Origin of the sequence: Thermomonospora cellulosilytica (genome assembly GCF_014138835.1) — a bacterium.
Classification (GTDB): Bacteria; Actinomycetota; Actinomycetes; order Streptosporangiales; family Streptosporangiaceae; genus Thermomonospora; species Thermomonospora amylolytica.
Genome location: NZ_JACJII010000001.1, coordinates 4,740,957 through 4,764,055, shown reverse-complemented (window position 1 = coordinate 4,764,055; position 23,099 = coordinate 4,740,957). Strand labels below are relative to the sequence as shown.

At 73.9% G+C, this 23,099-nt stretch carries 20 protein-coding genes; 6 read left to right on the top strand and 14 right to left on the bottom strand.

The window, feature by feature from the left end; translation table 11 throughout:
* Positions 1 to 7: 7 nt before the first annotated feature.
* The 5 genes from HNR21_RS22275 to HNR21_RS22255 all read right to left on the bottom strand — a co-directional run bounded on the left by HNR21_RS22275 (position 8) and on the right by HNR21_RS22255 (position 7,227).
* Complete coding sequence (locus HNR21_RS22275) at positions 8 to 1,162, bottom strand: winged helix DNA-binding domain-containing protein (RefSeq protein ID WP_182706725.1); 1,155 nt, start codon at positions 1,160 to 1,162, stop codon at positions 8 to 10.
* Positions 1,163 to 1,247: 85 nt separating this feature from the next.
* Positions 1,248 to 1,871 (bottom strand): MBL fold metallo-hydrolase, encoded by a 624-nt coding sequence (locus tag HNR21_RS22270; RefSeq protein WP_119730383.1) that lies wholly within the window; start codon positions 1,869 to 1,871, stop codon positions 1,248 to 1,250.
* Positions 1,868 to 2,953: an S-(hydroxymethyl)mycothiol dehydrogenase gene (locus HNR21_RS22265; RefSeq protein ID WP_182706724.1), complete on the bottom strand. Its 1,086-nt coding sequence runs from the start codon at positions 2,951 to 2,953 to the stop codon at positions 1,868 to 1,870. The genes HNR21_RS22270 and HNR21_RS22265 overlap by 4 nt, the downstream gene beginning before the upstream one ends.
* 34 nt (positions 2,954 to 2,987) lie before the next feature.
* On the bottom strand, positions 2,988 to 5,576 hold the full coding sequence (locus HNR21_RS22260) for an ATP-binding protein (protein WP_182706723.1): 2,589 nt from the start codon (positions 5,574 to 5,576) through the stop codon (positions 2,988 to 2,990).
* A gap of 166 nt (positions 5,577 to 5,742) precedes the next feature.
* Positions 5,743 to 7,227: an MFS transporter gene (locus HNR21_RS22255; RefSeq protein ID WP_220500254.1), complete on the bottom strand. Its 1,485-nt coding sequence runs from the start codon at positions 7,225 to 7,227 to the stop codon at positions 5,743 to 5,745.
* Between the two features lie 86 nt (positions 7,228 to 7,313).
* On the opposite strand from HNR21_RS22255, the gene HNR21_RS22250 reads away from it, so the two are divergent.
* Positions 7,314 to 7,727 (top strand): MarR family winged helix-turn-helix transcriptional regulator, encoded by a 414-nt coding sequence (locus HNR21_RS22250; protein ID WP_182706721.1) that lies wholly within the window; start codon positions 7,314 to 7,316, stop codon positions 7,725 to 7,727.
* Positions 7,728 to 7,837: 110 nt separating this feature from the next.
* Complete coding sequence (locus HNR21_RS22245; RefSeq protein WP_182706720.1) at positions 7,838 to 8,959, top strand: 5-methyltetrahydropteroyltriglutamate--homocysteine S-methyltransferase; 1,122 nt, start codon at positions 7,838 to 7,840, stop codon at positions 8,957 to 8,959.
* A 181-nt stretch (positions 8,960 to 9,140) separates the two neighbouring features.
* On the opposite strand, the gene HNR21_RS22240 is transcribed toward HNR21_RS22245, so the two are convergent.
* Positions 9,141 to 10,466, bottom strand: a complete 1,326-nt coding sequence (locus HNR21_RS22240; protein WP_182706719.1) for a cellulase family glycosylhydrolase — start codon at positions 10,464 to 10,466, stop codon at positions 9,141 to 9,143.
* A 261-nt stretch (positions 10,467 to 10,727) separates the two neighbouring features.
* On the opposite strand from HNR21_RS22240, the gene HNR21_RS22235 reads away from it, so the two are divergent.
* Positions 10,728 to 12,113: a glycoside hydrolase family 10 protein gene (locus HNR21_RS22235; RefSeq protein WP_182706718.1), complete on the top strand. Its 1,386-nt coding sequence runs from the start codon at positions 10,728 to 10,730 to the stop codon at positions 12,111 to 12,113.
* Positions 12,114 to 12,201: 88 nt separating this feature from the next.
* On the opposite strand, the gene HNR21_RS22230 is transcribed toward HNR21_RS22235, so the two are convergent.
* The 5 genes from HNR21_RS22230 to HNR21_RS36085 all read right to left on the bottom strand — a co-directional run bounded on the left by HNR21_RS22230 (position 12,202) and on the right by HNR21_RS36085 (position 16,150).
* Entirely contained in the window at positions 12,202 to 12,987 is a 786-nt protein-coding gene (locus HNR21_RS22230) for an IclR family transcriptional regulator (protein WP_182706717.1), read from the bottom strand.
* Positions 12,984 to 14,147: a lyase family protein gene (locus tag HNR21_RS22225; RefSeq protein WP_182706716.1), complete on the bottom strand. Its 1,164-nt coding sequence runs from the start codon at positions 14,145 to 14,147 to the stop codon at positions 12,984 to 12,986. The genes HNR21_RS22230 and HNR21_RS22225 overlap by 4 nt, the downstream gene beginning before the upstream one ends.
* Positions 14,140 to 15,342, bottom strand: a complete 1,203-nt coding sequence (gene pobA, locus HNR21_RS22220; RefSeq protein WP_182706715.1) for a 4-hydroxybenzoate 3-monooxygenase — start codon at positions 15,340 to 15,342, stop codon at positions 14,140 to 14,142. Before pobA ends, HNR21_RS22225 begins: the two co-directional genes overlap by 8 nt.
* A 114-nt stretch (positions 15,343 to 15,456) precedes the next feature.
* Entirely contained in the window at positions 15,457 to 15,810 is a 354-nt protein-coding gene (locus tag HNR21_RS22215) for an STAS domain-containing protein (RefSeq protein WP_119730372.1), read from the bottom strand.
* A gap of 205 nt (positions 15,811 to 16,015) precedes the next feature.
* A complete protein-coding gene (locus HNR21_RS36085) occupies positions 16,016 to 16,150 on the bottom strand; it encodes a hypothetical protein (protein ID WP_281402056.1) in 135 nt (44 codons plus the stop codon).
* Between the two features lie 179 nt (positions 16,151 to 16,329).
* Here HNR21_RS36085 and HNR21_RS22210 point away from each other — a divergent pair, with 179 nt between their 5' ends.
* Positions 16,330 to 17,607 (top strand): glycosyltransferase family 4 protein, encoded by a 1,278-nt coding sequence (locus HNR21_RS22210; RefSeq protein ID WP_182706714.1) that lies wholly within the window; start codon positions 16,330 to 16,332, stop codon positions 17,605 to 17,607.
* Positions 17,608 to 17,658: 51 nt separating this feature from the next.
* On the opposite strand, the gene HNR21_RS22205 is transcribed toward HNR21_RS22210, so the two are convergent.
* Positions 17,659 to 19,014 carry a M20/M25/M40 family metallo-hydrolase gene (locus HNR21_RS22205; protein WP_119730370.1) on the bottom strand — a complete coding sequence of 452 codons (1,356 nt, stop codon included), beginning with the start codon at positions 19,012 to 19,014 and terminating at the stop codon, positions 17,659 to 17,661.
* A gap of 265 nt (positions 19,015 to 19,279) precedes the next feature.
* Here HNR21_RS22205 and HNR21_RS22200 point away from each other — a divergent pair, with 265 nt between their 5' ends.
* Both HNR21_RS22200 and HNR21_RS22195 read left to right on the top strand, forming a co-directional pair.
* The gene (locus HNR21_RS22200) at positions 19,280 to 19,882 is read left to right on the top strand and encodes a TetR/AcrR family transcriptional regulator (RefSeq protein ID WP_182706713.1); all 603 of its coding nucleotides are present in this window, start codon (positions 19,280 to 19,282) and stop codon (positions 19,880 to 19,882) included.
* 54 nt (positions 19,883 to 19,936) lie between these two features.
* Positions 19,937 to 21,118 (top strand): acyl-CoA dehydrogenase family protein, encoded by a 1,182-nt coding sequence (locus HNR21_RS22195; RefSeq protein WP_182706712.1) that lies wholly within the window; start codon positions 19,937 to 19,939, stop codon positions 21,116 to 21,118.
* 62 nt (positions 21,119 to 21,180) lie between these two features.
* On the opposite strand, the gene HNR21_RS22190 is transcribed toward HNR21_RS22195, so the two are convergent.
* A complete protein-coding gene (locus HNR21_RS22190) occupies positions 21,181 to 22,140 on the bottom strand; it encodes an alpha/beta hydrolase (RefSeq protein WP_182706711.1) in 960 nt (319 codons plus the stop codon).
* Positions 22,141 to 22,187: 47 nt separating this feature from the next.
* Positions 22,188 to 22,922, bottom strand: a complete 735-nt coding sequence (locus tag HNR21_RS22185) for a gamma-glutamyl-gamma-aminobutyrate hydrolase family protein (protein ID WP_182706710.1) — start codon at positions 22,920 to 22,922, stop codon at positions 22,188 to 22,190.
* Positions 22,923 to 23,099: the final 177 nt, after the last annotated feature.

Here is a 23,099-nt window from a genome sequence, read left to right as displayed (position 1 = left end):
CGGCGGGTCAGCGCAGGCCCGCCGTCCAGGGCGTCTCGTCGGAGTCATGGGCGATGAAACGCACGTCGCGGAACGCCGCGTCCGCCTCGGCGAACTCCAGCATCCGCGCCCCCTCCTCGGCGACCTCGGTGTACTCGGCGCGGGTCAGCCGGCGGAACGGCCTGACCACGAGGGTCGCGGCGTCCCGGTCGCGGACGATCTTCCAGACGCCCTCGGTGACCCCGTCGACCAGCAGCAGGCACGGCTGGACGTTGCGGGGGAAGACCTGCCGGCGGTACGCGGGGGTGATCACGCGGGTGCGGTCGGCGTGGGACAGGAACAGGTTGTCGAAGTCGTACATGAACCGGACCGGGGCCGGAACGCCGGGGTCCGGCCGGGGCGCGTCCGGCAGGTCGAACAGCTCCCGCCCGTCCTCGGCGCGGAACGTCACCAGCCGGGGCCGGAGCCGTTCGACGACCTCGCGCAGCCGGGTCAGCCCGGACCAGGTCTGGACGTCCTTGACCGAGGCGGGCCCGAACGCGGCCAGGTAGCGCAGCACCAGGTCCTCCACCGGCGGGTCCTCGGCCAGCGGCGCGCCCAGCCAGGACTCGGCGCTGGTGTGCGCGACCGGCCCGCTCCTGCCCCACACGCCGCGCGGGGGGACCTGCACGAGCGGCACCCACATGCGGATGGCCTGGGCCAGCGACGCGGCGGGCCGTTCACCCCAGCCGGCCGCCCGGCCGTGCTCGGCGAGCCGGGCGCCCAGCGCGGCCGGGGTCAGCGGCCGCTCCTCGACCAGCGCCCGGCCCACCGCGGCGACCTCGGCCCGGTCCAGGCCCGCCAGGTCCCTGCCGAACGCGCCGAGGGTGCCGCGTTCGATGACGACCTGCACCAGGGGCCGCAGCCACCGGCAGTCGCGGGCGGTGACCAGGTGGATGGTCGACCGCATCAGCGCGATCCGCACCGCCTCCCGCGACGGCAGCAGATCGGCCGCCTGCTCGGGCCGGAAACCGGCCACGCGGTTCCACAGGCCGAGGTACCAGGAGTGCGGAGTCTGCGCCTGCAGCCCCGCGAGCCGTTCGATCACCTCGGTCACCGGCAGCGCCGAGCGCTCCAGCAGCATCTGGCGGGCCAGCGTGGCGCGGTTCAGCGCGCGTTGCCCGATGACCTGGCCGTCCGGCATCCCGGTCCCCCTTCGCGGAGCCTGTGTTCTCGGGCTCCACGCTAGGGACGATTGCGGTCGGTTTCCGGCCGCAATGTCGCCGGTGCTAGTGGCCGCGGGCGATCCACTCCTCCAGGTGCGGCGCCTCGGCCCCGATGGCGGTGTCCTGGCCGTGCCCGGTCCGCACGATCGTGTCGCCGGGCAGGGTGAGCAGCCGTTCCCGGATCGAGGTGATGATCGTCCCGAAGTCCGAGAACGACCGCCCCGTCGCGCCCGGTCCCCCGTTGAACAGGGTGTCGCCGGTGAACACGGTCGACAGGTCCGGGGCGTACAGGCAGATCGCGCCGGGGGCGTGCCCCGGGGTGTGCAGGACCTTCAGGGTGGTGCCCGCCACGGCGATCTCGTCGCCGTCGGCCAGGTCCCGGTCGGGCCTGCGGTCCGGGTGGACCATCTCCCACAGCGGGGCGTCGGCCGGGTGCAGCCAGATCGGCGCGCCGGTCCGGTCGGCCAGGGCCGCGGCGGCGTTGACGTGGTCGTTGTGGGCGTGCGTGCAGACGATCGCCTTCAGCTCCCGGTCGCCGACCGTGTCGGCGATGGCGCCGGCGTCGTGGGCGGCGTCGATCACGACGACCTCGCGGTCGTCGCCGATCAGCCAGACGTTGTTGTCGACGTCCCAGGTGCCGCCGTCCAGGGTGAACTGGCCCGAGGTGATGAGGTGCTCGACGCTCACAGGATCACCACCGAGCGCAGCACGTCGCCGGAGTGCATCTTGTCGAACGCGGCCTCCACGTCGTCCAGGCCGATCTTCTCGGTGACGAACGCGTCCAGGTCCAGCCGGCCCTGCCGGTACAGGTCGATGAGCATCGGGAAGTCCCGCGAGGGCAGGCAGTCGCCGTACCAGGAGGACTTGAGCGCCCCGCCGCGGCCGAAGACCTCCAGCAGCGGCAGCTCGATCCTCATCTCCGGGGTCGGCACGCCCACCAGCACCACGGTCCCGGCCAGGTCGCGGGCGTAGAACGCCTGCTCGTAGGTCTCCGGGCGGCCGACGGCCTCGATCACCACGTCCGCGCCGAACCCTCCGGTCAGCTCGCGGATCGCCTCGACCGGGTCGGTCTCGGCGGAGTTGACGGTGTGGGTGGCGCCGAAGCCCCTGGCCCACTCCAGCTTGCGGTCGTCCACGTCGACGGCGATGATCCTCGCCGCGCCGGCCAGCCGGGCGCCCGCGATGGCCGCGTCGCCCACGCCGCCGCAGCCGATCACCGCGACGCTGTCCCCGCGGGTCACTCCCCCGGTGTTGATGGCGGCGCCGATCCCGGCCATCACCCCGCAGCCCAGCAGGCCCGCCGCGGCCGGGTCGGCCTGCGGATCGACCTTGGTGCACTGCCCGGCGGCCACCAGCGTCTTCTCCGCGAACGCGCCGATGCCCAGGGCGGGCGACAGCTCGGTGCCGTCGGCGAGGGTCATCTTCTGCCCGGCGTTGTGGGTGTTGAAGCAGTACCAGGGGCGGCCCCGCAGGCAGGCGCGGCACTGCCCGCACACCGCCCGCCAGTTGAGGATCACGTAGTCGCCGGGCGCGACCTCGGTGACGCCCTCCCCCACGGCCTCGACCGTCCCGGCGGCCTCGTGGCCGAGCAGGAACGGGAACTCGTCGTTGATGCCGCCCTCGCGGTAGTGCAGGTCGGTGTGGCACACCCCGCAGGCCTGCACCCTCACCAGCGCCTCGCCGGGCCCGGGGTCGGGGACCAGCACCGTCTCGATCGACACCGGTTGTCCCTTGGCCTTGGCCACCACGCCGCGGACCTCGTGAACCATATGTCCTCCCTGGTCAGGGTGCTTTCCCACTATCTCACCGGACGCCGAGCGCCCGGTCGAGCACGGCCTGGGCCTGCGTCGCGCCCGCCTCGTCGCCGAGCGCGCGGTAGATCTCCAGTGCCTGCCCGGCGGGACGGACGGCCTGCCCGGCGCGTCCCGCGCCCAGCAGCACCTCGGCCAACGTACGCAGGGCGCGGGCCTCCCACCAGCGATCTTCCAATGAACGGAACGACTCGACCGCCGACTCGATGGCCGCCACCGCCTCGTCCTTGCGGTCCAGGCGGTCCAGGGCGCGGCCGACCGACAGCCGGGTGCGCGCCACGCCCCAGGTGTCGCCGAGCGCGGCCAGCATCTCCTCGGCGCGGGAGACGAACGCCAGCTCCCGCAGCCCGTTGCGGTGGTCGCCGACCTCCCCGGCGGCACGCAGGCAGCGGGCCTCCTCCCACTGCTCGTGGCGCAGCCGGAACGCCTCGGCGGCCCGTTCCAGGATCGCCGCGGCCTGCACGAACCTGCCCTCGGCCTGCCGGACCCGGTCGCGGGCGGCCAGGTCGCGGGCCTCGGCGGCCATCACCTCGCCGAGGGCGCGCAGCGACTGGGCGTAGGAGTAGGCGTTGCCGTTGGCCTGGAACGTCGCCAGCGCCTGTTCCAGCAGCTCGCGGGCCTCGGTGTAGCGGCGCTGCGCCTGCCACAGCTCGCCGAGGTTGCGCTGGGTGCGGGCGAGCCACCACTGGTCGCCGTCCTCCCGGAACGTCTCGACGGCGCGTTCGAGGTACCGCTGGGCCTCGTCCAGGTTGCCGGCGTTGCGCAGCGTCATGCCGACCGCCCGCAGCGCCCGCGCGGTCCACCAGCGTTCCCGCAGCTCCTCGAACAGCCGCAGGGCCTCGCGGGCGTCGGCCTCGGCCTCGGTGAGCCGGCCCTGGCCGCCGAGCACGGCCGACCGCTCCAGCAGCGCGATGCCCAGGGCGCGGGGGTCGTCCAGCCGCCGGGCGGCCCGGCAGGTCAGCTCGGCGACGTCCCGCCACTCCTGCCAGAACACCCGCAGCGAGTGGAACAGCGAGCACGCCGCCCGGCCCAGCCGCCACACCGGCGTCCACGCCTCCAGCTCGGCGGCCTGCCCGAGGAGCGCCAGCAGCGCCAGGCGCTCGCTGCCCAGCCAGTCCATCGCGGTCGCGCCGCCGGGGTCGGGGGGCCGGGGGCGGGCCTGCCGCTGCCAGTCCTGCGGCCAGCGGGCGGCGGCCACCTGCTCGGCCCGTTCCCGGTAGCCGTCGATCACCCGTTCCACCGCCTGCCGGCGCCGCTCGGGCGTGTCCTCCTGCTCGGCCCGCTCCCGGGCGAACAGCCGGACCAGGTCGTGCATCCGGTAGCGGGTCCCGCCGGTGGCGTCCCGGCCGGAGTACTCCACCAGCTGGGCGTCCACCAGCGCCTCCAGCAGGTCCTCGCCCTCCAGCGGGGACGCGCCCAGCAGCTCCCCCGCCGCCCAGCCCTGCACGTCGGGCGCGGCCAGCAGGGCGAACGAGCGCAGCAGCCGCCGCTGGGCGGCGGTGCAGTCCTCGTACGACAGCCGCAGCGAGGCGCGGACGCTCTTGTCGATCTGCTCGGCGACCTCCAGCTCGTCGAGCCGGTCGCGGCTCTCGTCGGCCAGCCGGCCGGCCATCTCGCGCAGCGTCCAGGAGGCGCGGGCGGCCAGCCGCCCGCCGCAGATGCTGATCGCCAGCGGCAGGTGCCCGCACAGCTCCACCACCTCCACCGCGGCGGGCAGGTCGGCGGCGACCCGGTCGTCCCCGGCCAGCCGGGCCAGCAGCTCGATGCCCTGCGACTCGGTGAACTCGTGCAGCCGCCGGTCGTGGGTGTTGCGCAGGTACAGCGGCTGGCGGGAGGTGACCAGCACGGCGCAGCGCGGCTCGGGCGGGATGATCGCCTGCACCTGCTCGGCGTCCCGGGCGTTGTCCAGGAAGACCAGGATCCGCTTGCCGTGCGCCCAGCTCCACCACAGCTTCTGCAGGTCGGCCAGCCCGCCCGGGTCGGTGGTCAGCCGGACCCCCAGCGCCAGCAGGAAGCCGGTCAGCACCTCCTCGGGCCGGACCCGGGCGTCCCGGCCGCCGCGCAGGTCGAAGTACAGCTGGCCGTCGGGGTAGCGGTCGGCGATCTCGTGGGCGAACCGGGTGACCAGCGCCGACTTGCCGACCCCGGCGGGGCCGTGGATCGACACCACGTGCGGCGCGGTGCGGGCGGGCGCCTTGGCCCGGCGGCGGGGGGCGGTGTCGGCGAACAGCTCGTGCAGGTCGGCCAGCAGCGCGTCCCGGCCGGTGAAGTGGGAGATCACCGGCGGGAGCTGGGCTGGCGGGGCGCCCTCGGCGGCGGGCCCGGCGACCGGTTCGGGCTCCCGCCCGGCGGCGCCGCGCTGGGACAGCCAGGCGACCGTCCCGGCCAGCACGGTGACCCCGGCCATGATCGCCGCCTGGGCCTGGGTCGGCAGCGACACCAGGTCCAGGGACATCGTCAGCGCGGTGACCACGGCGGTGAGCCCGCCGACCGCCCACGGCGCGGCGTTCCGCGCAGCCCGCGCGGAACGCGCCGCCCGCCCCCGCTCGCCCCGTCCGGCCGACCTCTTGGCCACTGTCATGCTCCGCCGCCTCCGCCCCGGTTCGCCCCGTACGCACACGATGATCCATCCGGGCGCGGGGTGCCACCGGTCCGGCGGGGGTCGGCGGGCGTTCGCCGAGTGTTCACCGTACGGAAAAGGGACGCGGCCGCCCGGCCGCGTCCCTGCCCCCGATGGTGGCCGCGGGTCAGATCTCCTCGGCCGCCACCGCCGCGGGGACGGCCACGGCGCGGCGGCGGCGCAGCAGCGGCAGGACGGCCACGGCCAGTCCCGCCAGCGCCACGAACGTCACGAAGACCAGGCCCGGCCGGAAGGCGTCCAGCATGTCCTCCGCCGAGGCGGCCGCGCCCTCGCCGGTGGTGGAGATGAGCGCGGTGGTGACGGCGAGCACCAGCGCCGCGCCGACCTGGCCGGAGGTGTTGACCAGGCCCGCGGCCAGCCCCTGCTCGTCGTCGTGGATGCCGGAGGTGGCCTGCACGCTGATGGACGGGAAGCCGAGCGCGAACCCGGCGCCCAGCAGCAGCACGCTCGGCAGGATGGCGGTGGCGTACACCGGGGCGGTGCCGATCGGCAGGAACAGCAGGTACCCGGCGACCAGCGAGACCAGCCCGGCGACGATGAACCGGGCGGTGCCGAACCGGTCGATCATCCCCCCGGCGAACGGGGCGCTCAGCGCGACCAGCAGGCCGGCGGGCAGCAGCGCCAGCGCCATCGTCAGCGGCTCCCAGCCGAGCACGTCCTGCAGGTAGAGCGTGACGATGAACTGGAACGACAGGTAGGAGCCGAACAGCGCGACGATCGCCAGGTTGGCCCGCACCAGGCTGCCGGTGCGCAGGATGCCCAGCCGCACCAGCGGGTGCGCCAGCCGCCGCTCGACCGCCACGAACGCGGCCAGCAGCGCGGCGGACGCGGCGAACAGGCCGATCGTCAGCGGGTCCGCCCAGCCGCGTTCGGGGGCCGACACCAGGTTGTAGACCAGCAGCAGCATCGCGCCGGTGGAGGTCACCGCGCCCCACAGGTCGTATCCGCCGCCGGCGGCCGGCTTGTCGCGGGGCACCAGCACGTAGGCGGCGGCCAGCGCGGCGAGGGCGATCGGCACCGGCATCAGGAACGTCCACCGCCAGCCGATGCCGGTCATCAGCCCGCCGAGGATCAGGCCGGAGGAGTAGCCGCTGGCGCCGAAGACGGTGTAGATCGACAGCGCCTTGTTGCGGGCGCGGCCCTCGGCGAACGTGGTGGTGATGATGCTCAGCCCGGTGGGAGCGGTGAAGGCGGCGCTGACGCCCTTGATGAAGCGGGTGGCGATGAGCAGCGGGCCGGAGTCGACCAGCCCGCCGAGCAGCGAGGCCAGCGCGAACACCGCCAGCGCGGTCAGGAAGACCCGGCGGCGGCCCAGCAGGTCGGCGGTGCGCCCGCCGAGCAGCAGCAGCCCGCCGTAGCCGAGCACGTACCCGCTGACGATCCACTGCAGGCTGGCGGTGCCCAGGCCGAGTTCGGCGCCGATCGACGGCAGCGCCACGCCGACCATCGAGACGTCCAGGCCGTCCAGGAACAGCACCAGGGACAGCACGACCAGCAGCGCCCACAGCCGGGCCGGCCAGCGCTGGCGTTCGTCGGGGTGATCGGTGAAGGAGGAGTTGTCCCGGGGGGTCCGGGTGACTGTCGCGGTCATGCCACGGGAACTTACATGCACACGCATCAAATGTCCACGCATAAAATGCAGATGCATAAGTTGCGCCAGCATGGTAGAGTCCGGGCATGACCGGCACGGACGAAGAGGAGATCGTCCGGCGGTGGCGCGCGCTGCTCGGCTGCTACAGCCGGGTCTCGTGCGCCCTGGATCGGGCGCTGCAGGACACGCACGGCATCGGGATGAGCGAGTTCGAGGCCCTCGACCGGCTCGCCGAGACCGGCGCCGACAAGTGCAAGATGCACCGCCTGGGCGCCGACATGTACCTCAGCCAGAGCGCCCTGTCCCGCACCGTGGCCCGGCTGGAGCGCGCCGGGCTGGTGGAACGCGGCATGTGCCCCGACGACCGGCGCGCCGTCTTCGTCTCGCTGACCGACGCCGGCCGGGACCTGCTCGCGCGGGCCCGCGTCACCCAGCGGGCCGTGCTCGCCGAGCATCTGGCGGACGAGCGGGAGGCCACGGCGGACGCCGCGGCGCGCTAGACCCGTCCGGGGTCGACGTTCGTCACATCATTGACGGTCGTGACGCACGTGCCTAGATTCGTGTCTCGCCGGGCGCGCCGCAGCCACCCCATGCGTCGAAGGAGACCGCCATGCGCCAGACCCCGCCGTTCCGCGCCGACCACGTCGGAAGCCTGCTGCGCCCGCCGGAGCTGCTGGCGGCGCGGGCCGACGCCGCCGCCGGGCGGATCGACCGGGACCGGCTCCGCGAGATCGAGGACGCCGCGATCCGCGAGGTGATCGCGCTGCAGCGGGAGGCGGGCCTGCGGTCGGCCACCGACGGCGAGTTCCGCCGCACCTCCTGGCACATGGACTTCATCTACGGCCTGGGCGGGATCAGCCCCACCGACGAGCAGATCAAGGTGAGGTTCCACAACGCCGAGGGCGACATCGAGTTCACCACCGCCGCGCTGCGGGTGCACGACAGGGTGCGGCTGGAGGAGACGATCTTCGCCGACGCGTTCGCGTTCCTGCGCGACGAGCTGGCCGGCACCGGGGTGACCCCGAAGCTGACCATCCCGTCGCCGAACATGGTCCACTACCGGGGCGGCCCGGCCGCGATCGACCCGGACGTCTACCCCGACATCGAGGAGTTCTGGTCGGACCTGTCGGCCGCCTACGCCGAGCAGGTCCGCCGGCTCGGCGAGCTGGGCTGCCGCTACCTGCAGTTCGACGACACCAGCCTGGCGTACCTGAACGACCCGGCGCAGCGGCGGATGATCGCCGAGCGCGGCGACGACGCCGACCACCTGCACCTGCGCTACATCAAGCAGCTCAACGACGCGCTGGCCGGCCGTCCCGAGGGCATGGCGGTCACCACCCACATGTGCCGCGGCAACTTCCGCTCCTCCTGGACCGCCGAGGGCGGCTACGACTTCGTCGCCGAGGCGCTGTTCAACGAGCTGAACGTGGACGGCTTCTTCCTGGAGTACGACGACGAGCGCTCCGGCGGCTTCGAGCCCCTGCGCTTCGTCCCCAAGGGCAAGCAGGTCGTCCTCGGCCTGGTCACCACCAAGCGCGGCGAGCTGGAGAGCAAGGACCACCTCAAGCGCCGCATCGAGGAGGCCTCCCGCCACGTCCCCGTCGAGCAGATCTGCCTGTCCCCCCAGTGCGGCTTCTCCTCCACCGTCGAGGGCAACGCCCTCACCCGCGAGGAACAGGCCGCCAAGCTCCGTCTGATCGTCGAGGTCGCCGAAGAGGTCTGGGGCTCCTGACCGGCCCGCCGCCCAGCCGGCAGTCCCGCACGGCGGGCCGAGACCGGCCGGTCGGTGCGGATCTCCGCCTCCGCCGGCTCGGCGCTCGGCCCGCCGTGCGCGTCAGATCTCATCCGGCGCGTTCCGACACCGAACCCCACAACCGCCGGGTTCCCGGAAGGCGCCGAGTCGGCCTTTCCGGTCAGCCCTTTCCGCAGGTGGTGCCGTTGAGGGCGAACTGTGCGGGGGCGGAGGTGTCGCCGGTGTGGGTGGCCTGGAAGCCGATGGACACCGAGCCTCCGGGGGCGATGGCGGCGTTCCAGGCGGCGTTGGTGGCGGTGACCTGCCCGCTGGAGGGGCGGTAGGTGGCGTTCCAGCCGCCGGTGATGGTCTGCCCGGCGGGCAGGGTGAAGGCCAGCGACCAGCCGTTCACCGCCGCCGTCGAGGTGTTGGTGATCGTGATCGACGCGGTGAAACCGCTGTTCCAGGCGTTCACCTGGTACGACACCCGGCAGGAGGAGGTGGGCGGCGGGTCGTCCGGCGGCTGCTGCCCCTCGTAGACGGTCGCCTCGCGGGCGGTCTGGCGGATGCCGTTCGGGCCGTTGAAGATCCGCTCGCCCCACGGGGTGAGGCTGGCGGCGTTGAAGCCGTTCACCATGTCGAGGTACTCGACGCCGCCGCCGTTGCCGCTCCACGACCAGCCGATGTAGCCGACGCCGCGGGCCTGCGCCTCGGCCATGATCGTGTTCTCGTCGGGGTCGCCGTCGGAGTGGTTGTGCCCGAACTCGCCGACCACCAGCGGCAGCCCCGCCCGGTCGAACGCGTCGAGGTAGGCGGTGACCTCGGCGGCGGTGTCGAACACCCCGTACATGTGGACCGAGAACACGGTGTTGCGCGCCGGGTCGGCGTCGAAGACGGTACGGGCGTTGTCGCGCATGGTGAACCGCCAGTCCTGGCCCCAGTTCGGCGCGTCCACCATCAGCAGGTGCTCGAATCCGGCGGCGCGCAGCCGGCGGATCGCGTCGGTGGTGGCCTCGGTCCAGCCGGGGGTGACGGCGTTGTTGCCGAACGGCTCGTTGCCGATGTTGATGACGACGTAGTTCTCCTGCCCGGCCAGCACGTCCTTGAGGCCGAGCCAGTAGTCCACCGCCTGCGCCAGCGTCCGGGCCCCCTCCTGCTCGCCGTAGCCGGTGGTGTCGTGGTTCTCCAGCACGCAGATCAGCCGGTTGCGCTTGCACAGCGACACCACGTTCGCGACGTCGGCGGCGCCGTTGGCCGTCCACCGCCCGCCGCTGAGCACCACCCGCACGGTGTTGGCGCCCATCTTCTTGATGTCGGCGAACGCGCCGGTCTGGGACGTGTACCAGGCGTGCGGGTGGCTCACGCCGCGCATCACGAACCGGTTGCCGTTGGCCTCGACGATGTCCGTGCCGCTCACCCGCAGTCCCGTCGCGGCGTGCGCGGGGACGGCGGGTACGAGCAACGCGGCGGCCAGGGCGGCGAGTACCGCGAGGGGACGAAATCTCATCCGGGGATCCTCCTTTTGGGCGCGACCGCTGAGCGCACTCCGAAAGGTAGGAACCCCGCGCCGATCCGAAAACCCGCCGCCATTGGGCATGCGTCCGCCGTGCTCCGCCGGATGGCGGCTCAGCAGGCGGAACACCGCCGTGCGCCGATACCGGTGCGACCGCCGGGGCCATGAAAGATTCACCGCCGCCCGGCCGCTTCGTTGACCCCCGGGCGGCGCCCGCCGAACAATCGGGCGCCCGCTCACCCCTGGGAGGAAACGATGAAACGACGCGCCCTGCGGCTCCTGGCCGCCGCGGCGCTGGCCGTGCCGGCCGGGCTGACCGGCCTGGCCGTGCCGGGACCGGCGGCGGCCGAGGCCGCCACGCTCGGGGCCGCCGCCGCCGAGCACGGCCGGGTGTTCGGCGCCGCCGTGGCGGGTCACCGCCTCGGCGAGGCCGACTACGCCCGCGTCCTCGACACCGAGTTCAACGGCGTGACGCCGGAGAACGAGATGAAGTGGGAGACCGTCCAGCGGACCCGGGGCTCGTTCGACTACACCGCCGCCGACGCCATCGTCGAGCGCGCCCGCGCACGTGGCATGGCGGTGCGGGGGCACACGCTGGTCTGGCACAGCCAGCTGCCGTCCTGGGTGCAGAACATCACCTCCGGCAGCGAACTGCTGACGGTGATGCGCGACCACATCGCCAACGTCGCCGGCCACTACCGGGGCAAGATCGCCTACTGGGACGTGGTGAACGAGGCGTTCGAGGGCGGGTCGCGGCGCCAGTCGGTCTTCCAGCAGCGGATCGGGGACTCCTACATCGAGGAGGCGTTCCGGGCCGCGCGGGCCGCCGACCCGTCCGCCAAGCTCTGCTACAACGACTACTCCACCGACGGGATCAACGCCAAGAGCGACGCGATCTACGCGATGGTGCGGGACTTCAAGGCCCGCGGGGTGCCGATCGACTGCGTCGGCTTCCAGGCCCACCTGATCGTCGGCCAGGTGCCCGGCGACATGCGGCAGAACCTGCAGCGGTTCGCCGACCTGGGCGTGGACGTCAACATCACCGAGCTGGACATCCGGATGCCCACCCCGCCGAGCGCGGCGAACCTGCAGGCGCAGGCCGCCGACTACCGCAAGGTCGTGGAGGCCTGCCTGGCGGTGTCCCGCTGCACGTCGATCACGGTGTGGGGCATCACGGACCGGTACTCCTGGATCCCCGACGTGTTCCCCGGTCAGGGCGCGGCGCTGCTGTTCGACGAGCAGTACGCCAAGAAGCCCGCCTACCACTCCACCCTGGAGGCCCTGGGCGGCACGAGCGAGCCGGACCCGGACCCGGATCCGCCGGGGGCGTGCCGGGTGTCGTACCAGGTGAACGCCTGGAACAGCGGTTTCACCGCGTCGATCACGATCACCAACACCTCGACGGCGGCGGTGAACGGCTGGTCGCTGGCCTTCACCCTGCCCGCCGGGCAGACCATCACCGGCGGCTGGAACGCCACCTACCGCCCCTCCAGCGGGCAGGTCACCGCCACCAACGCCGCCTGGAACGCCGCCATCGCCCCCGGAGGCTCGGTGTCCATCGGCTTCCAGGCCACCCACACCGGCGACACCTCCCCACCCCAGGCGTTCGCCCTCAACGGCACCACCTGCCAGAAAGCCTGATCCGAACGACGCGGATCCGCCGGTCCCGGGGCGCTCGGCCCCGGGACCGGCGGCGTTCTGCTCCGCCGGCCGCGGAACCACGGAACGGTCAGGGGATGTCGGGCCAGGCGGTGGCGATGTCGCGGGACAGGGCCCGGGCGGCGGTCAGCACGGTGGGGGCCAGGCGGCGCGGGTCGGTGGCGCCGCTGCGGGCGACCAGGGAGATCGCCGCGATCACCCGGCAGCGGCCGTCGCGGACCGGGGCCGCCACCGAGCAGGAGCCCAGGGTCATCTCCTCGCGGGTGAGCGCGTAGCCCTGGCGGCGGACCTCGGCCAGCTCGGTGCGCAGCCGATCGGGGTCGGTGATGGTGTGGGCGGTGTGCGCGGGCAGGCCCGCGGCGATGATCTCCTCCTGCCGGGCCGGGTCGGCGAACGCCAGCAGCACCTTGCCGACCCCGGTGGCGTGCAGCGGCAGCTCGGCGCCGACCCGGGTGACGATCGGGACCGAACGGGGGCCGCGCAGCCGTTCGATGTACAGCGCGCGGCCCTCGCGGAGCACGGCGAGCTGGACGTTCTCCTGGGTGGCGGCGTACAGGTCCTCCATGTGCGGCAGCGCCAGCTCGCGCAGCCCGGCGGCGACCGGGGTCCGGGTGGCGATCCGCCACAGCCGCAGCCCGATCCGGTAGGCGCCGTCGGCGGAGCGCTCCAGGAACCCGCCGGCGGTCAGCTCGCCGACCAGCCGGTGCCCGGTGGCCAGCGGCAGCCCGGCCCGCCGGCAGATCTCGGTGAGGGTGAGCCCGCCGTCCCCGGGCGGCATGCCGGTGAACGCCTCCAGGATCGCGATGACCTTGGCGGTGACCCCGATCGGGCGGCGCTGCGGCGTGGCGGCGGTCATGACGCGGCCGTCCCGCCCTCCGCCCGCCAGGCCGCCAGCGCCCGGTCCACCAGGGCCGGGGCGGGGCCGGTTCCGGGGTCGGCCCCGTGCTCGCCGAGGGTGGCCAGCAGCCGGTCCAGGTTCTCCTTCATCCGGTCGGGGAAGACCTCCAGGCCCCCGGTCAGCTCGGCGGCGGTCGCGGCGGCCCCGCCGGTCAGCCGCAGGCAGTCGCGCAGCGGCTGCCATTCGGCGTGCCACTCCCCCGCCGGGCGTTCGTGGGCGGCGCCTCCCGCGGCGGCCAGCAGCACCGACGCCTGGGCGGGCACCTGCAGCGCGGCGGAGCGGATCATCGTCGCCAGCACCGGGTTGCGCTTGTGCGGCATGGCCGACGAGCCGCCCCGGCCGGGCGCGGCGGGCTCGGCCGCCTCGCCGACCTCGGACTGGGCCAGCAGCAGCACATCGGTGCCGATCTTGCCGAGCGCCCCGGCGGCCTGCGCCAGCGCCGCCCCCAGCTCCACCACCGGGGTGCGGACGGTGTGCCAGGGCAGCACCGGCTCCTCCAGCCCGGTCTCCTCGGCGTACAGCGGCAGCAGTTCCAGGGCGCGGTCCCCGTACCCGGCCATGGTCCCGGCGGCGCCGCCGAGCTGCACCGGCAGCGCGACGGCCGCCAGCCGCCGCCGGGCCTGCAGGCAGCCCAGCAGCCAGCCCGCGGCCTTGAGCCCGAACGTGGTCGGCATCGCCTGCTGCCCCAGGGTGCGCCCGGCCATGGGGGTGGTGCGGTGCCGTTCGGCCAGGTCCGCCAGGGCGGCGCAGGTGCGGTCCAGGTCGGCCAGGATCAGCGCGCGGGTGCGGGACGCCACCAGCATCGCGGCGGTGTCGACGATGTCCTGGCTGGTCGATCCGTGGTGGGCGTGCGGGGCGGCGGCGCGCAGGTCGGCGGCGATGGCCACCACCGGGTTGCCCGCGCCGCGCGCCCGGACGGCCAGTTCCGCCGGGTCGGTGATGGCGCGGGCGGCGCGGGCGACCTCCTCGGCGGCGCCGGGCGGCAGGACGCCGAGCCGTTCCTGGGCGCGGGCCAGCGCGGTCTCGGCGTCCAGCAGCGCCCGCAGCCACGCCTCGTCGGCGGTGGCCGTCTCGGCGGCGGTGCCCGCCCGTACCGGTGACAGCAGCCCGTCAGTCATGCGGCCCCTTTTCGAACGGCAGGCCCACGTAGTTCTCGGCGAGGGTGGTGGCCGCGGCCTCCGAGGAGGTGACGTAGTCCAGGTACGACAGCTGCAGCCGCCGCCCGTAGGCGTCGTCGCTGTCGAACGTGTGCAGCAGGGTCGTCATCCACCAGGAGAAGTGCTGGGCCCGCCAGACCCGCTTGAGGCAGGCCCGCGAGTAGCCCTCCAGCAGCTCGGCCGACCCGGTGCGGAACCAGGCGACCAGCGCCTCGGTCAGCACCCGCACGTCGGCGACCGCCAGGTTCAGGCCCTTGGCGCCGGTCGGCGGGACGATGTGGGCGGCGTCGCCCGCCAGGTAGAGCCGGCCGTACTGCATGGGCTCGACCACGAAGCTGCGCATCGGGGTGATGCCCTTCTCCATGATCGGGCCGGTCTCCAGGGTGAAGCCGGGGACGGTCTCCAGCCGGGTCTTCAGCTCGGCCCAGATCCGCTCGTCCGGCCACGCCTCCAGGCCCTCGTCCGGCTCCACCTGCAGGTAGAAGCGGCTGACCTCGGACGAGCGCATGCTGTGCAGCGCGAACCCGCGTTCGGTGCGGGCGTAGATCAGCTCCTCGGCCGACGGCCGCACCCGCGCCAGGACGCCCAGCCAGGCGAACGGGTAGTCGCGCTCGTAGACGGTGAGCACGCCCTCGGGGATGGACGGGCGGGTCACCCCGTGGAACCCGTCGCACCCGGCGATCACGTCGCACTCCAGCCGCACCCGCTCGCCGGAGGCGTCCACGTAGGTCACCGAGGGGGCGTCGGTGTCGATGTCGTGCACCGCCACGTCGGAGACCTCGAAGTCGATGCGGCCCCCGTCGGCCAGCCGGGCGGCGATCAGGTCCTTGACAACCTCCTGCTGCCCGTAGACGGTGATGCGGCGGCCCGGCACGAGCCTCTCGAACGCGATGCGGTGCCCCCTGCCGCCGTACCGCAGCTCGATCCCGTGGTGCGGCAGCCCCTCACGGGCCATCCGCTCGCCGACGCCGGCCTCCATGAGGGTGTCGACGGTGCCCTGCTCCAGCACTCCGGCGCGCACCCGCCGTTCCACGTACTCGCGGCTGCGGATCTCCAGGACCACCGAGCCGATCCCGCGCCGGTGCAGCAGGTGCGACAGCAGCAGGCCGGCGGGTCCCGCGCCGACGATCGCCACCTGGGTGCGTTCGGTCCGCATGCGTTCTCCTCGTCCGGGGGAAGGTCTCCCCGGAATCCTGCCGCCGGGCGGACCGCGGGCGAACACCGGCCTTCCACCCAGTGGAAGACCTCGGCGGCACGAGGCGGAGGACGCTCAGGAGCGGGTGAACTCCTCCAGGCTGTCGTAGATCTCGAAGGCCCGGCGCATCCCGGTGATCTCCAGCACCCGCGCCACCCGCGGCTGCAGCCCGACCAGCACGAAGCGCCCCTGCATCCCGGCGACGCGCTTCCAGCAGCGCACCAGGCCGCCCAGCCCGCAGGAGTCCATGAACGTCACCGCGGACATGTCGATCACCAGCCGGGGCGGGCCGTCGGCCGCGCTGATCTCCTCCACCCGCTGCTGCAGCGCGGGCAGACCGGCCACGTCCAGCTCGCCGGTCAGCTCCAGCACCGCCCAAAGGCCGACCGTGTGCTGTTCCACACGCAGTATCTCGGCCGTTCCCGTCATCCCGGGCCTCCCTACCCGAAGCCTGTCCAGCAGCTACCCACCGGATCGGATCCCAACCGGCCGGCGGGCGTTCGGTTCGGAGAGGACGTCCCGCGCAGCGCCGTGGCGAAAGCGTCCCCCGTCGGACACGTACCGTCATCCCTATCCGGGAAATCGGTCCGTTATCAACCCGACATCGGGAAGTGGTCCGGATGTCCCCGTCCGGTCACGCGGCCGGACGCCGGAAGATCGAGACCCGGTACGGCCGGAACGAGCCGCCGGCGTCGTCGTGGTCGGCGACCGGGACGAGCGGCTCCGCGAACGGCGCACCATCGGCGTTGTCGCCGCGGTGACGGGGCATGATTCTCCCTCGATCCCGACGTCCCGTCCATCTCCATGGTGACCCGGGTCATCGGGACGTCATGTGATCTTTCTCGCCGATCCGGCCAACTGGGAACCGCACCCGGGCGTCAGGACAAGAAACGTAGAGGAATATTCACGATCTACGGGGCATACCCGCCTACGGCGAAGGAGTAGCAGGTGACGGGGTGGCGGCGTAAGGCCAGGGGCGTCTCACGGAGGACGGCGGGACGGCTGCAGCGGCTGGTGCGCAGATCGGCGCTGCTGCTGCTGCGGCTGCTGCTCGCGCTGCGGGGCCGGCGCGGGCGCGGGGAGCGGGTGCGGATCCGCATCCTGCTGCAGACCGCCTACGGCATGGGCGGCACGATCCGGACCGCGCTGAACCTGGCGGGCCATCTGGCCGCCCGGTACGACGTGGAGATCATCAGCGTGATCAGGAACGCGGAGCAGCCGTTCTTTGCGTTCCCGCCGGGGGTCACGGTGATCGCCGCCGACGACCGGACCGGGCCGCAGGGCCCGGTGGCCCGGCTGCTGTCGCGGCTTCCCAGCGTGCTGACCCCGCGCCGCGACGTGACCGCCAAGAGCGTCTCGCTGTGGACCGACCTGTGCCTGGCGCGGACGCTGCTGACGGGCCGCCAGGACGTGCTCATCGGCACCAAGCCGGTGCACAACATGCTCATCGCCGAGGTCGCGCCGCGTTCGGTGGTCAAGGTCGGCCAGGACCACATGAACCTGACCGCCTACAAGCCCTGGCTGCAGTCCGGGATCGCCCGGTCCTACCCGCGGCTGGACCTGCTGACCGTGCTGACGCAGGCGTCGGTGGAGGCGTTCGGGGAGCTGCTGGACGGCGACCGCCCGCGGATCGTGCAGGTGCCCAACGCCATCCCCGAGCTGAACGGCGGGCCCGCCGACCCGGACCAGAAGGTGATCATCGCCGCCGGGCGGCTGACCCGGCAGAAGGGCTACGACATGCTGGTGCGGGCGTACGCCGAGGTCGCGCCGCACCATCCGGACTGGGAGCTGCGCATCTTCGGGTCGGGCCCGAAGCAGGAGCAGCTCGAGCGCCTGATCGACCGGCACGACCTGCACAAGCACGTCCGGCTGATGGGGCGGTCCACCGACCTGGGCGTCGAGCTGGCCAGGGCGTCGGTGTGCGTGCTCAGCTCGCGGTTCGAGGGGATGCCGATGGTGATCCTGGAGGCGATGAGCAAGGGGCTGCCGACGGTGGCGTTCGACTGCCCCACCGGCCCGGCCGAGCTGATCACCCACGAGGTGGACGGGCTGCTGGTCCCGGCCGAGGACGTGCCCGCGCTGGCGGCGGCGCTGCGCCGGATCATCGCCGACGACGAGCTGCGGCGGCGGCTCGGCGAGCGGGCCCGGCGGTCGGCGGAGGCGTACGCGCTGCCCGTGGTCGGAGCGCGCTGGGAGGAGCTGATCGAGGAGATCACCGGGCGCTGAAACGCACGGGACGCCGCCCCGCCGGTCGCGGGGCGGCGTCCGGTGCCGGGATCAGCGGCGCGCCACGTCGTAGACGGCGCAGCCGATCAGCTCCAGCGACACCTGCAGCCGCTGGAGGCTGATGTTCTTGGCGATGGTGTCCTCCGGGGTGTGATAGATCGGCTCGAGCTGGCTGGGCGCCTCGCCGCCCCGCCAGCTGAAGTTGCCGGCGTCGATGCCGCGCTCGAAGAACGCCTCGTGGTCGCTGGACCCGCGGGCGGTCGGGCCCTTGACCTGGCCGGAGTAGCCGAGCCGCTCGGCCGCGGCGGCGACGGCGGCCGTGGTGGTGTTGTCGGCCCCGTCCACCGACAGCAGCCAGTAGGTGCCCGCCGGCGGGTGGCTGGTGGCGACCATGTCGTTCTGGAAGCAGCCGCTGATCTGGGCGACCTGCTCGTCGGTGAGCTGGCCGACGTAGTGGCGGGCCCCGATGAGGCCGTACTCCTCCGAGCCCCACAGCGCGATCCGGATGTCCTGCTGGGTGGGCAGCCGGCGCAGCACCCGGGCCAGTTCCAGGCACAGCACGGTGCCGCTGCCGTCGTCGTTGGCGCCCGGGGATCCGGGGACGCTGTCGTAGTGGGCGCTGACGATCACCGTCTTGCGCTCGGGGTTGGGCAGCGTGGCGCGCCGTTCGGCCAGCACGTTGTAGGAGGTCAGCCCGCTGTGGTGGGTGACGGTCAGGTCCAGCCTGGACACCCCGCCGCGGATCTGCTCGCCGTGGTACTGGGCCACGCCCAGCACCGGGATCGCCACGTCCTCGGTCAGCGACGGGGTGAACGCGGCGGCCTTGCGCTCGGGGAAGGTCGCCGAGGGCACGTTGGCGATGAGCACCGCGGCCGCGCCCTTGGCGGCGGCGGCCTTGGCCTGGGCGGTCTCACTGCCGGCGACCCGGGTGAACAGCACCAGCCTGCCGGTGACGTCCTCGGTGACGTCGGTGGCGGTGCCCAGGTCGACGACCGGGCCGCTCGCGGAGGCGACCGCCCCGCGCGGGGCGGCGCTGCACTGCCAGTGCACCTGCGGCGCCTTCATCTCGGCCAGGTACTTGTCGGCCACCGGGAACGGCTGCAGCGTCACCTTGTAGCCGAGGTCGCGCAGCACCTTGGCGATGTAGCGGGCGGCGCGGTGCTCGCTGGAGGTGCCGGCGATGCGCCAGCCGATCTCGTCGCTGAGCACCTTGAGGTGCTGCAGGGCGCGGCGGGCGTCGACCCGGCCGACCACTGCCCGGTCCCCCACCGTGAGGGAGGGCAGCCGGCTGGCCCCCGGGCGCTGCCTGGTCGCGGCGGCCGCCGCGCCGGGGCTGAGCCCGACGGTGGCGAAGCCCGCGAGGGCCGCGGCTCCGGCGAGCAGCTGACGGCGTCTGAGCTCGGGCATGGCGTCTCCTGGATGCCGGGCAGGCCGCCCGGCGGCCCGGATCTCGGACCGCGACGGTGACCTGCGATGGACTTGTCGGGAGGGCGCCCTGTTCGCGGCGAACCTACGAAATGACCGTTCCGCCCACAAGATGCATGATTCCCGCGAAACCGTTTCGTGATCGCGCGCCGGCCGCGGCCCGGGGTCCGGCGCGCCCGCCCGGCGGCCCGTCCGGCCGGGCGCATAAGGTGAGGCGTCGGGTGTCGGAGACGGAGGCGAGGCTGTGATGAGCACCGGTCGATCCCTGCGCGACCAGCTGCTGGACGCCTTCACCGAGCTGCTCACCGAGCGCGGCTACCGGGGCGTCCGGATGCAGGACGTCGCGGACGCGGTCGGGGTCAGCCGGCAGACCGTCTACAACGAGTTCGGCGACAAGTGGCGGCTGGCGCAGGCCCTGGTGATCCGGGACAACGAGGCCTATCTGGACGGGATCGACCAGGTGCTGGCCCGGCACACCGACCTGTACTCGGCGGTGGAGGCGGCGGTGTCGTTCACGCTGCGCACCTCGGCCGACGACCCGGTCAAGAAGGCGGTGCTGACCGGCACCGGCGGCGAGGAGCTGCTGCCGCTGCTGACCACGCGGGCCGAGCCGGTGCTGTTCGGCGCCAAGTCCCGGCTGATCGAGCACGTGCTGCGGCGCTGGCCGCATCTGGACCCCGACGCGCTGACCGAGGTGGCGGACGCGGCGATCCGGCTGACCATGAGCCATCTGCTGCTGCCGGCCGACCCGCCCGACCGGGTCGCCCGGCGGATCGCCCGGCTGGTGGCCCGGCATCTGGGCGAGCCCTGCCCGGCCGGGCCGGACCGCACCGCCGAGGTGTGTCAGTAATCCCTTACTGCACTTGGTACGGTGTCCCCGCGACACGAGCTGAGGAGGAACGCGGTGGACTTCGACCTTCCGGAGAGCGCGATCGCGGTGCGCGACGGGGTGCGGGCGATCGCCGGACGGTACGACCAGGCGTACTGGGACCGGTGCGACGCCGACAAGCGCTGGCCCGAGGAGGTCTGGCGGGACCTGGTCGAGGGCGGCTGGACGGCGCTGGCGATCCCCGAGGAGTACGGCGGCGGCGGGCAGGGGCTGCTGGAGCTGGCGGTGGCGCTGGAGAGCCTGGCGGCCGGCGGGGCGGGCGGGGCGGCCTCGTTCCTGTACCTGCTGACCCCGGCGTTCGGCGGGCTGACCATCGCCCGGCACGGCACCGAGGAGCAGCGGGCCGAGTTCCTGCCGAGGATCGCCGCCGGGGAGCTGGACACCTGCTTCGCCATCACCGAGCCGGACGCCGGCAGCAACGCCATCAACATCGCCACCCGGGCGGTCCGCGACGGCGACCACTTCGTGGTGCACGGGCAGAAGATCTGGATCTCCGGGGTGGAGCGCGCCGACTTCATGGTGCTGGTGACCCGCACGATCCCGGCCGCCGAGGCCAGGCCCCGGGTCAGCGGGTTCACCGTGCTGCTGGTGGACGTCAAGGAGGCGGTGGCGGACGGGACGCTGACCTACCGGCCGATCCCCAAGCTCGGCACCAACACGGTCGCCTCCAGCATGGTGTTCCTGGACGGCGTGCGGGTGCCCGCCGACCGGGTGCTCGGCGAGGTCGACCAGGGCTTTGCGGTGCTGTGGGACATCCTCAACCCCGAGCGGATCCTGGCCGCCGCCGGCGGGGTGGGGTCCGGTGAGATGGTGCTCGAGGTCGCCTGCGCCTACGCCCGCGAGCGGGCCCCGTTCGGCCGGCCTATCGGCGCCAACCAGGCGGTGGCGTTCCCGCTGGCGCGGATCAAGGCCCAGCTGGAGCTGGCCCGGCTGATGACCTACAAGGCCGCCTGGCTGTGGGACCGGCAGCGGCCGTGCGGCGCGGAGGCCAACATCGCCAAGCTGACCGCCGCCGAGGCGGCCTGGCAGGCGGCCGACCGGGCGTTCCAGACCCACGGCGGGATGGCCTACTCGCTGGAGTACCCGGTGGCCCGGTTCTTCCGCGACGCGCGGATCGCCAAGAACATCCCGGTCGCCGAGGAGCTGGTGCTCGCCCACATCGCCCAGCACGAACTGGGACTGCCCAAGTCCTACTGAGCCGGGTGTCGCCCGTGTCGCACCGGGGAGCGATCATGGTGCCGGGCTCGGCGCTGGATCTGCTACGGCGCCGGTTCGGCCGACCGGCCGGCGGCGAACGCCGCGCGCAGCCGGGCCGCGGCCAGCGCGCGGGCGTGCGCCCCGTCCTCGAAGATCTCCGGCAGCAGGAAGAACGAGTGGATCATGCCGGGGTAGCGGCGCAGCTCCACCGGCACCCCGGCCTCGGCCAGCCGCCGCGCGTACGCCTCGCCCTCGTCGCGCAGGATGTCGTACTCGGCGGTGATCACCGTGGCGGGCGCCAGGCCGGACAGGTCGGCGGCGCGCAGCGGGGCCAGCCGGGGGTCGGCGGGGTCCGCGCCGCACCGGTACAGGTCCAGGTAGGCGGCCATCATCGCGGCGTCCAGGCCGAGGCCGGAGCCGTGCTCGGCCCAGCTCGGGGTGTCCATCGCCGTGTCGGTGACGGGATAGACCAGCAGCTGGTGCACCAGCGCCAGGCCCTCGTCGCGGGCGCGCTGCGCGGTCACGGCGGCCAGGTTGCCGCCGGCGCTCTCCCCCGCGACCGCCAGCCGCGCCGGGTCGGCGCCGTACCGCCCGGGACGCGCGGCCACGTCCGCCAGCGCGGCCCAGGCGTCCTCGACGGCGGCCGGGAACGGATGCTCGGGGGCCAGCCGGTAGCCCACGTTCACCACCGCGCAGCCCACGCGGGCCGACAGCTCCCGGCACAGCCCGTCCACGTCGTCGATGTCGCCGAGCACGAAGCCGCCGCCGTGCAGGTACACCAGGGCGGGCAGCGGCCCGGCCGAGCGCGGGCGCGGCCGGTACAGGCGCACCGGGACCGGGCCGCCGGGGCCGTCCGCCTCCAGGTCCCGCACCTCGGCCGGCGGGGGGTGCGGCGTGTGCGCCGCGGCCGGGACGCGCCGCCGGGCACGCCGCAGGTCCTCGATCGAGGGGTCGTCTCCGGTCAGCTGCCCCCACAGGGCGAGCAGCTCGCGGAACCGGCGGATCTGCGGGTGCGGCGGCATGGGATCTTCGGGCCTCCGGGCGTGCGGGACGGGATCGGACGGGGCGGCTACCCCCCGGCGGCCTCGGTGACGAGGCCGGCGAACAGGCGGGGGTCGTCGCCGTCTTCGGGATGCCACTGCACGCCCAGCCCAAACCGGTGTCCCTGCAGCTCCACCGCCTCCACCACCCGGTCGTCGGTCCAGGCGACCGGGACCAGCCCGGCGCCGAGCCGGTCGACCGCCTGGTGGTGGTAGGTGGGCACGTCGGCCTGGTCGCCGAGCATCTTGCCGAGCAGCCCGGCCGGGTCGATGCGCACCCGGTGGCGGCCGATCCGGCCGGGGGCCGGGCCGTGCTCGTCGTGGCCGACGGTCTCCGGCAGGTGCTGGACGAGGGTGCCGCCGAGGGCCACGTTGAGCACCTGCATGCCCCGGCAGATGGCCAGGAACGGCAGGCCGGCGTCCAGCACGGCGCGGACCAGGGCCAGCTCGAAGCGGTCGCGCCGGGGCTGCGGCGGGCCGGTCTCCGGGTGGCGGCGGGCCCCGTACAGCACGGGATCCACGTCGGGGCCGCCGGCCAGGACGACGCCGTCCAGCCGCCGCACCAGGGCGGGCAGGCCGCCGAGCGCGTCCGCCGGGGGGATCAGCACCGCGACGCCGCCGGCCCGCTCGATCGCCCGCGGGTAGGACGCCGGGAGCAGCGCGGCCTCGCGGATCCACACGCCCCAGCGGGCGGGCTCCTCGTAGGAGGTCACCCCGATGATCGGCGGTGCGCCGCGCGGCGCACCGGTCACGCCGTCGCTCATGCCCTGCTCCCCTCTCCGGGAACCGGGCCGTCCGGGTTTTCGGACCGGCCGGTTCGGGATATGGATACCCGCCCCCCGTCTTACCGATCACGGTCCCGCGTCCGGCACATCGCGGCAAGGAAATTCACTCCCCGGGAGAGGATCTTTCCTCTGCCGGCCGGGCCGTTCGTCACCGAC